The organism is Roseateles sp. (assembly GCF_036404855.1).
In the GTDB taxonomy this organism is placed as follows: Bacteria; Pseudomonadota; Gammaproteobacteria; order Burkholderiales; family Burkholderiaceae_C; genus Pelomonas.
Window position 1 is genome coordinate 1 of sequence record NZ_DASWYS010000314.1, and the last position, 7,748, is coordinate 7,748.

10 protein-coding genes and 1 pseudogene are annotated in these 7,748 nt (G+C 67.2%); 3 read left to right on the forward strand and 8 right to left on the reverse strand.

All coding sequences use genetic code 11. The annotated features are described in order from the left end of the window. Positions 1-700: alpha/beta hydrolase family protein (locus tag VGF12_RS21190; protein ID WP_331178035.1), on the forward strand; the 700-nt coding region annotated here is incomplete at its 5' end. Between the two features lie 215 nt (positions 701-915). On the opposite strand, the gene VGF12_RS21195 is transcribed toward VGF12_RS21190, so the two are convergent. The 6 genes from VGF12_RS21195 to rpsP form a co-directional block, all read right to left on the reverse strand. Continuing rightward, on the reverse strand, positions 916-1,905 hold the full coding sequence (locus tag VGF12_RS21195) for a CobD/CbiB family protein (protein ID WP_331178036.1): 990 nt from the start codon (positions 1,903-1,905) through the stop codon (positions 916-918). A 23-nt stretch (positions 1,906-1,928) separates the two neighbouring features. Further along, complete coding sequence (locus VGF12_RS21200) at positions 1,929-2,612, reverse strand: CoA pyrophosphatase (RefSeq protein ID WP_331178037.1); 684 nt, start codon at positions 2,610-2,612, stop codon at positions 1,929-1,931. Positions 2,613-2,676: 64 nt separating this feature from the next. Then, complete coding sequence (gene rplS / locus VGF12_RS21205; RefSeq protein WP_331178038.1) at positions 2,677-3,030, reverse strand: 50S ribosomal protein L19; 354 nt, start codon at positions 3,028-3,030, stop codon at positions 2,677-2,679. 124 nt (positions 3,031-3,154) lie between these two features. Further along, positions 3,155-3,907, reverse strand: coding sequence for a tRNA (guanosine(37)-N1)-methyltransferase TrmD (trmD, locus tag VGF12_RS21210; protein WP_331178039.1), 753 nt, complete (start codon positions 3,905-3,907; stop codon positions 3,155-3,157). A 10-nt stretch (positions 3,908-3,917) separates the two neighbouring features. Then, a complete protein-coding gene (rimM, locus tag VGF12_RS21215) occupies positions 3,918-4,517 on the reverse strand; it encodes a ribosome maturation factor RimM (RefSeq protein WP_331178040.1) in 600 nt (199 codons plus the stop codon). A 6-nt stretch (positions 4,518-4,523) separates the two neighbouring features. Then, a complete protein-coding gene (rpsP, locus tag VGF12_RS21220) occupies positions 4,524-4,784 on the reverse strand; it encodes a 30S ribosomal protein S16 (protein ID WP_331178041.1) in 261 nt (86 codons plus the stop codon). A gap of 203 nt (positions 4,785-4,987) precedes the next feature. On the opposite strand from rpsP, the gene VGF12_RS21225 reads away from it, so the two are divergent. Together VGF12_RS21225 and VGF12_RS21230 are read left to right on the forward strand one after the other, a co-directional pair. After that, positions 4,988-5,536 carry an N-acetyltransferase family protein gene (locus VGF12_RS21225; RefSeq protein ID WP_331178042.1) on the forward strand — a complete coding sequence of 183 codons (549 nt, stop codon included), beginning with the start codon at positions 4,988-4,990 and terminating at the stop codon, positions 5,534-5,536. Continuing rightward, positions 5,533-5,964 (forward strand): hypothetical protein, encoded by a 432-nt coding sequence (locus tag VGF12_RS21230; RefSeq protein WP_331178043.1) that lies wholly within the window; start codon positions 5,533-5,535, stop codon positions 5,962-5,964. Before VGF12_RS21225 ends, VGF12_RS21230 begins: the two co-directional genes overlap by 4 nt. Here the strand turns inward: VGF12_RS21230 and VGF12_RS21235 are convergent. Continuing rightward, positions 5,958-6,967: pseudogene (locus VGF12_RS21235) on the reverse strand (inorganic phosphate transporter). The gene VGF12_RS21230 and the pseudogene VGF12_RS21235 sit on opposite strands and share 7 nt — an antisense overlap. A 12-nt stretch (positions 6,968-6,979) precedes the next feature. Next, on the reverse strand, positions 6,980-7,627 hold the full coding sequence (locus VGF12_RS21240; protein ID WP_331178044.1) for a DUF47 domain-containing protein: 648 nt from the start codon (positions 7,625-7,627) through the stop codon (positions 6,980-6,982). Positions 7,628-7,748: the final 121 nt, after the last annotated feature.

The following is a 7,748-nucleotide window of genomic DNA, read 5'->3' on the forward strand; positions in this document are numbered from 1 at the left end:
GGGCAAGCGCCCTGTGCTGATCTCCATCCACGGTGGCCCCGAGTCCCAGGCCAGCGTCGGCTTCCTCGGCCGCAACGCCTACTTCGTGCAAGAGCTGGGCATGGCGCTGATCCAGCCCAACGTGCGCGGCTCCAGCGGCTATGGCAAGAGCTTCCTGGCCATGGACAACGGCTTCAAGCGTGAGGACTCGGTCAAGGACATCGGCGCCCTGCTTGACTGGATCGCGACCCAGCCCGACCTCGACGCCTCCCGCGTGCTGGTCATGGGCGGCAGCTACGGCGGCTACATGACGCTGGCAGTGTCGACGCACTATGCGGATCGCATTGCCGGCTCCATCGATATCGTCGGCATCTCGCACTTCGTGACCTTCCTGAACAACACCGAGAGCTACCGTCGCGACCTGCGCCGCGTGGAGTACGGCGACGAGCGCGACCCGGCGATGCGGGCCCACCTGGAGAAGATCTCGCCGCTGACCAACGCGAACAAGATCAAGAAGCCGCTATTCGTCATCCAGGGCAAGAACGATCCGCGCGTGCCCTATACCGAGGCCGAGCAGATCGTCGCCACGGTGCGCCAGGGCGGCACGCCGGTCTGGTATCTGCGCGCCGACAACGAGGGCCACGGTTTCCAGAAGAAGGACAACCAGGACTACCAGTTCTATGCCACCGTGCTGTTCCTGCAGCAGACGGTGCTGAAGTAAGCCCGCTCAGGGCAAGCCATCCAGGCCGGGCAGTCGACGAGGCTGCCCGGCCTTGCCAGGCGCGGCTCTCATCGTGGCGCGGGGATCCCCGATGCCCAACCAGACGCCGGACAGATTTACGCAAGCCACCTTCACCCCAGCCCGCCATCAGCGATTGCAAATGCGGGGGTGACCAAAGATTTTCGGGGCGGCGTCTCCCGCGCCCGGACCGGCGCTCAGCCGACCAGGTTGGCCAGCGTCAGCAGCGCCAGCAGCAGCATCCACAGCACCACAGAACGCCAGACCAGGCCGACGACGCTCTGCAGATGACCGAGCTGGGGCGGCGCACCAGCCGTCGACCCGGCGGCGCCCGTGGCGTCGGGTTCGGAGCCGGCGTCGAAGGTCTTGCTGCGGTCCGGCGTGATGCCGGGCGCGGCCGCGCCGCCGAGCTGCAGGCCCACGGCGCCGGCAGCCGACGCGAGGATGATGCCTTCGTTGGCGTGCAGCCAGAGGCTGGCATCGCGGCGCCAGCCATTCACCGCCTCCTCGAAATTGCCCACGATGGCGAAGCCCGTCGCCGTCAGGCGCGCAGGCAGGTGATCGATCCAGCTGAAGGCCTGACGCGACAGGGCCAGCAGGCGGGTGTTGGTGGGCGCGTCCAGCGTGCGGCTCTTGAAGGACCAGTAGCGCCCGGCGAACTCGGCCATGCGGTAGACCACCGCGCCGGCCGGACCGAGGCCGAGCGTCGAGAAGACGATGAACCAAAAGAACACGCCGAAGACATGGCGATGCGCGGCGAGCAGCGAATGCTCGATGACGTGGCGGATCAGTTCGGTGCGCGGCAGCTCGCTCGCGTCCAGGTGCCGCCACTCGGCCAGCAATTGGCGCGCGGTCGCGTCGTCGCCACGCTCCAGCGCATCGCGGATGTCGGTGAAGTAGTGGCTGAACTGGCGGAAGCCCAGCGTCAGGTAGAGGACCAGCACGTCCATCGCCAGGGCCAGCAGCAGGCTGAAGTGGCGCAGGGTCAGGAAGATCAGGGCAATGACCAGGCCCGGCACGAGAACCGTGATGGCCCAGACGACGACGGCATGGTGCTCGTCGCCAGCATCGAAATTGCGCCCCGTCCAGCGCACCCAGGCAATGACGGACTGGTGCACCCGGTTGCCATGTCTCAAAGGCTTGAGTTGCTCACACAACAGGGCCAACAGCACCGCGAAGAAATTCATGGGCGCGGATGATAGTGCCCGGGTCAGGCCCTGCTCAGCAAACGGTAGAGGTTGCGCAACATCGCGGCTGTCGCACCCCAGATGAAATACTCGCGCTCGGGCCCCTGCCAGGGCATGGAGAGGAAGCGCCGTTCGGTCCCTGCGAACTCGAAGCGGTGGTGGCGGTGATGGGCCGGGTCCATCAGCCAGGCCAGCGGCACCTCGAAGGCCTCGGCGACCTCGAAGTCATCGAGCCGCAGCGTGAAGCCAGGTTCGACGAGGGCGACAACCGGCGTGACCTGGAAGGCCGTGACGGTGGAGTAGACGGGCAACTGGCCGATGACCTCGATGTAGCGGCGGGTCAGTCCGATCTCTTCTTCGGTCTCGCGCAGCGCGGTCGCCACGGGACCGTCGTCCTCCGGTTCGACGCGGCCGCCAGGGAAGCTGATCTGGCCGGCGTGGTCGCGCAGGTGGTCGGTGCGTCGCGTCAGCAGGAGGTTCAGGCCTGCTTCATGCTGCACGAGAGGCACCAGCACAGCCGCGCCGGCGGGCGAGCGGTCCGTGAACAGGCCCCCGTCCCCGGCGAACTCCGGCGTCCAGCCCGACAGGGCTTGCAGCCGATTGCGGACGGCGGTGGCGGTCAGAGCTTCGGGCGGTACGGCAGGCAGGTCGCTGTCGGTGCGCGTGACCGGCACGAGCTGGGGCTGGGTGATGACGGGACGTTTCATGGACGCAAAACAAAAGCCGCCGAGAGCGTAACCCTGGGCGGCTTGAGCGAAGCAGACGAGCTGCTTAGGCCAGCTTTTCCTTGATGCGGGCCGACTTGCCCGAACGCTCGCGGAGGTAGTACAGCTTGGCGCGGCGCACATCGCCACGGCGCTTGACTTCGATTGAGGCGATCAGCGGGCTGTAGAGCTGGAAGGTCCGCTCGACGCCTTCGCCGCTGGAGATCTTGCGGACGATGAAGGCGCTGTTCAGGCCGCGGTTGCGCTTGGCGATGACGACGCCTTCGTAGGCCTGCACGCGCTTGCGGCTGCCTTCAACGACGTTGACGCTGACGATCACGGTGTCGCCGGGGGCGAAGGCCGGGATGGTCTTGTTCAGGCGAGCAATTTCTTCTTGCTCGAGGGTTTGGATCAGGTCCATCTGTACTCCTAAGGATCTTGGCGGACCGCTATTTATCGGTTGGGTTTGCAGCCGGCGCCTGCAAGAGGCATCCAGTCCACTCGACCCGCCAGAGGATCGGACAGCCCGCAAGTATAGCCCGGGATTACGGGTTTTGCCTAGATTTGGCCAGGAAGGCTTCATCGGCCTTGCTCAGCCGACCGGCCGCGCGGGCCGCTTCGATCAGCTCGGGTCGCCGTGCCGCCGTCAACGCCAGCGACTGCTCGCGCCGCCAGCGCCGGATCTCGGCGTGATGGCCGGAGAGCAGCACCGCCGGCACTTCCCGGCCATCGGGAAGGACCTCCGGGCGGCTGAAATGGGGGCAATCCAGCAGCCCGTCAGAGAAGCTGTCCTGCTGGTGGGACTGCGCGTCACCCAGCACGCCGTCCTGCAGGCGCGCCACGGCGTCCAGCAGCACCAGGGCGGGCAGCTCGCCGCCGGACAGCACGAAGTCGCCCAGGCTGAGCTCCAGCGTCACGTGGCGGTCCAGCACGCGCTGATCGATGCCCTCGTAGCGCCCGCACAGCAAAAGGGCGCCCGGGCCGGCCGCCAACGCCTGCACGCGCGCCTGATCGATGCGGGCGCCGGCGGGCGTGAAGTGGATGACGGCGGGCGCCTCCTCGCCGCGGTCCGCCTTGACGGCCGCGAGCGCCTTCTCCAGCGGCTCGGCCAGCATGACCATGCCGGGTCCGCCACCGTAGGTGCGGTCGTCGACGCGTCGGTAGTTGTCTTCGGCGAAATCGCGCAGCGGCCACAGCCGCACGTCGACCTGGCGGCTCTCGAAGGCGCGCCGCGTGACGCCGTGCGTCAGGTGCGGCGCGAACAGCTCCGGGAAGATCGTCAGGACGTCGAAGCGCATGACGGTGGCGTCAGTAGTCCACGCCCCAGTCGACACGGATCCGCCGGTCCGCCAGGCTGACGTCGTCGACGAAGGCCTCGACGAAGGGAATCAGCCGTTCCTGGTCCGGCTTGGCGGGCTCCTCGATGCCGGGCGGCAGGATGCGCAGCACCGCATGCGCGCCGGTGTCGATGAGACCAATGACGCGCCCCAAGGCCTGGGACTCGCGGTTGACGACGTCCAGGCCGATGAGGTCGACCCAGTAGTACTCGCCGTCGCCCGTGCGGGGGAAATCGGCGCGCGAGACCCACAGCTCCCAGCCGCGCAGCGCTTCGGCGCCATTGCGGTCGACGATGCCGTCGGCGCTGGCGACGATGCCTTCGCCGTGCTCGCGCACGGACAGGATCTTCAGCGTCTGTTGGCCCGCCTTCGGACCCTCACTCTTCAGGAACCAGTGCTTGGCGTTGAAGAGGGCATCGCCCTGGTTGGAATATGCCTGGACCTTGAACCAGCCCTTGACGCCCCAGGCGTCCAGGATGCGACCGACCTGGACCAGGTCCTCGGGCCAGGCGACGTCAGAAGCAAAAGACGGCGCCGAAGCGCCGTCTTTCTGAGGCTTGTTGCCTGCCACGCGCACTTAGGCGGCAGCAACGGCAGCCGTCTTGGCCTCGCCCACCAGGCGGGCGACGGTGGGCGACAGCTGGGCGCCGACGCCGACCCAGTAGCTCACGCGGTCCTGCTCGACGCGCAGCTTCTCGGCGGCACCCGAAGCGACCGGGTTGTAGAAGCCGACGCGCTCGATGAAGCGGCCGTCACGGCGCTGGCGGCTGTTGGCCACGACGATGTTGTAGAAGGGGCGCTTCTTGGAGCCGCCGCGGGCCAGACGAATCACAACCATGATGTTTCCTTAACTGATGATGAGTTGGGCGATCACCGCACCAGGAGACACTCAGGGCGAGCAGATCGAAAAAGCAGAAAGATTCGCGGCGAGTGACCGCCGGCGTTGCCGCCGTTCCTGGCGCCGTAGATACGCTGCGGCTCCCCACAGCCGACACCAGAACTCAGCATTATAAACTCGATCGGATTCGATTCCAGAAAACTATGTCCCAGTCCTCGTCCGCCCCTGCCGCCCTGCTCATCCGCCCCAGCACCGACGCCGATCTGCCCGCCATCCAGGCCATCTACGCCCTGGCCGTCCTGCACGGCACCGGCACCTTTGAGACCGAGGTTCCCGGCGTCGACGAGATGGGCCGACGCCGCCAGGAGGTGCTCAGCCGCGACCTGCCCTGGCTGGTGGCCGAGCGCGACGGCCAGGTGCTGGGGTACGCCTATGCCAACTACTTCCGCCCCCGGCTGGCCTACCGCTTCTGCGTCGAGGACTCGATCTATCTGGCCCCGGACGCTCAGGGCCAGGGCGCCGGCCGGCTGCTGCTGGCCGAGCTGATCGCCCGCTGCGAGGCCGCGGGCGCGCGCCAGATGCTGGCCGTCATCGGCGATGCGGCCAATGCGGGCTCGGTCGGCGTGCACACCGCGCTGGGCTTCCAGCACACCGGTGTGCTCAAGAGCGCCGGCTGGAAGTTCGGCCGCTGGCTGGACGTGGTGCTCATGCAGCGCACGCTGGGCCTGGGCGACGGCGCGGCCGCCGAATGAGCGCCGCCGTCAAGCACAAGGCCGTCGCGACCTGGCTGGCGCTGCTGGTTGGCGTCTTCGGCCTGCATCGCTTCTATCTTCACGGCCTGAAGGACCGCTGGGGCTGGGCCTTCCCGCTGCCGACGGTGCTCGGGCTGGTCGGTCTGCAGCGCATGAACCACCTGGGTCAGGACGACCGGCTGGCCTGGGTGCTGATCCCGCTGCTGGGCCTGAGCCTGGTCGCGGCGCTGCTCGGTGGCATCGTCTACGGCCTGATGCCGGACGAGCGCTGGAACGCACGTTTCAACGGCGGCCGGCCGGCTTCCCAGGGAGGCTGGCCCGCCGTCATCGGCGTCGTGCTCTGCCTCTTCATCGGCGGCACGGCGCTGATGGCGACCATCGCCTTCAGCGCACAGCGGTATTTCGAATCGCAGGTCGGCGATCAGTAGATCGCGAAGCTGACCCAGTAGCAAACGCCGGACATCAGCGCTGCGGCCGGGATCGTGAAGATCCAGGCCCAGACGATGCTGCCGGCCACCCCCAGCGCACGGCCGACGCGCGCTGCACAGAGCCCACGCCCACGATGGCACCGGTGATGGTGTGCGTCGTCGACACCGGAACACCGAGCGCGGTCGCGACGAACAGCGTGATCGCGCCGCCGGTCTCGGCGCAGAAGCCACCGACAGGCTTGAGCTTGGTGATGCGCTGGCCCATGGTCTGCACGATCCGCCAGCCACCGAACATGGTGCCCATGCCGATGGCCAGATAGCAGGCCACGATGACCCAGGTCGGCGGCGCGCTCTCGCCCACGCCCACGATGCCCGCCGCGATCAGCAGCATCCAGATCAGGCCGATGGTCTTCTGCGCGTCATTGCCGCCGTGGCCCAGGCTGTAGAGGCCGGCCGACACCAGTTGCAGCCGGCGGAACCAGCGATCGATGCGCAGCGGCGACTTGTGACGGCAGACCCAGGCGACGACCACCATCATCAGTGAGCCCAGCAGAAAGCCCAGCAGCGGCGAGATGACGATGAACGCCACCGTCTTCCAGATGCCGCCGGCGATCAGCGCCTGCGGGCCGGACTTGGCGACGACCGCACCGGCAATACCCCCGATCAGCGCATGTGACGAGCTGGACGGGATACCCCAGTACCAGGTGATGCCGTTCCAGGCAATGGCCCCCATCAGCGCCCCGAAGATGACGTGGTGGTCCACCACACCGGGCTCGACGATGCCCTTGCCGATCGTGGCGGCCACGTGCAGCTGGAACACCAGCACGGCGATCACATTGAAGAAGGCGGCGAACAGCACGGCCTGCTGGGGCTTGAGCACGCCGGTGGAGACGACGGTGGCGATGGAATTGGCAGCGTCGTGGAAGCCGTTCATGAAGTCGAACAGCAGGGCCAGCACGACCAGCAGGGCCACCACCCAGAAGGCGATCTCAGCGGATGCCATGGATGCGCCGGATCAGGAGTTCTCGAGGACGATGCCCTCGATCAGGTTGGCCACATCCTCACAACGGTCGGAGATGGACTCCAGCTGTTCGTAGATCGCCTTGAGCTTGATGAGCTCCCGCACGTCCTCCTGCTCGCGAAACAGGCGCGACATGGCCGAGCGCATCACGCGGTCGGCATCGGACTCCAGGCGGTCGATCTCCTCGCAGGTCTTCAGCGCCGCCTCGGTCGTGTCCGGCTTGCTCAGGTTGGGCAGCAGCGTGACGGCGTGCTGCACGCGCTCGCAACAGCGCACGGACAGGGTGCACAGCTGCAGCACCTGCTCGGGCACGGCGCGCACGTCATAGAGCGACAGCGTCTCGGACGAGTCCTGCAGCAGGTCGAGGATGTCGTCCATCGCGTTGATCAGGCTGTGGATCTGCTCGCGGTCGATGGGCGTGATGAAGGTGCGGTGCAGCAACCGGTTCACCTCGGCCGTGACGCGGTCGGCGGCATGTTCGGCCTTGTCGACCTCATCCGCGTACTGCTGGCGCAGCGCCGGGTTGGAGTAGTTCTCGATCATCTTCTGGAAGGCGCGCGCGCCTTCCAGGATGAAACCGCCGTGCTCGTTGAACAGCTCAAAAAAATTGCCCTCGCGGGGCAGCAGCTTGCCAAACAGCATGGCCATCCTTGGATTTCTTGAAGGCGCGCAGTTTAGCGGGCGCGGTCACGGAATCGTCATCAAGCCGACCCAGAGATGCAGTAAGCGCACCCCTGCGGCCGCCCCAGCGGCGCACGACTTC

Excerpts from the sequence above, each read along its gene's own strand:
- VGF12_RS21195 (WP_331178036.1), bottom strand. The coding sequence starts at position 1,905 with ATGAATTTCTTCGCGGTGCTGTTGGCCCTGTTGTGTGAGCAACTCAAG.
- VGF12_RS21200 (WP_331178037.1), bottom strand. The coding sequence starts at position 2,612 with ATGAAACGTCCCGTCATCACCCAGCCCCAGCTCGTGCCGGTCACGCGC.
- rplS (WP_331178038.1), bottom strand. The coding sequence starts at position 3,030 with ATGGACCTGATCCAAACCCTCGAGCAAGAAGAAATTGCTCGCCTGAAC.
- trmD (WP_331178039.1), bottom strand. The coding sequence starts at position 3,907 with ATGCGCTTCGACGTCCTGACGATCTTCCCGGAGCTGTTCGCGCCGCAC.
- rpsP (WP_331178041.1), bottom strand. The coding sequence starts at position 4,784 with ATGGTTGTGATTCGTCTGGCCCGCGGCGGCTCCAAGAAGCGCCCCTTC.
- VGF12_RS21225 (WP_331178042.1), top strand. The coding sequence starts at position 4,988 with ATGTCCCAGTCCTCGTCCGCCCCTGCCGCCCTGCTCATCCGCCCCAGC.
- VGF12_RS21230 (WP_331178043.1), top strand. The coding sequence starts at position 5,533 with ATGAGCGCCGCCGTCAAGCACAAGGCCGTCGCGACCTGGCTGGCGCTG.
- VGF12_RS21240 (WP_331178044.1), bottom strand. The coding sequence starts at position 7,627 with ATGCTGTTTGGCAAGCTGCTGCCCCGCGAGGGCAATTTTTTTGAGCTG.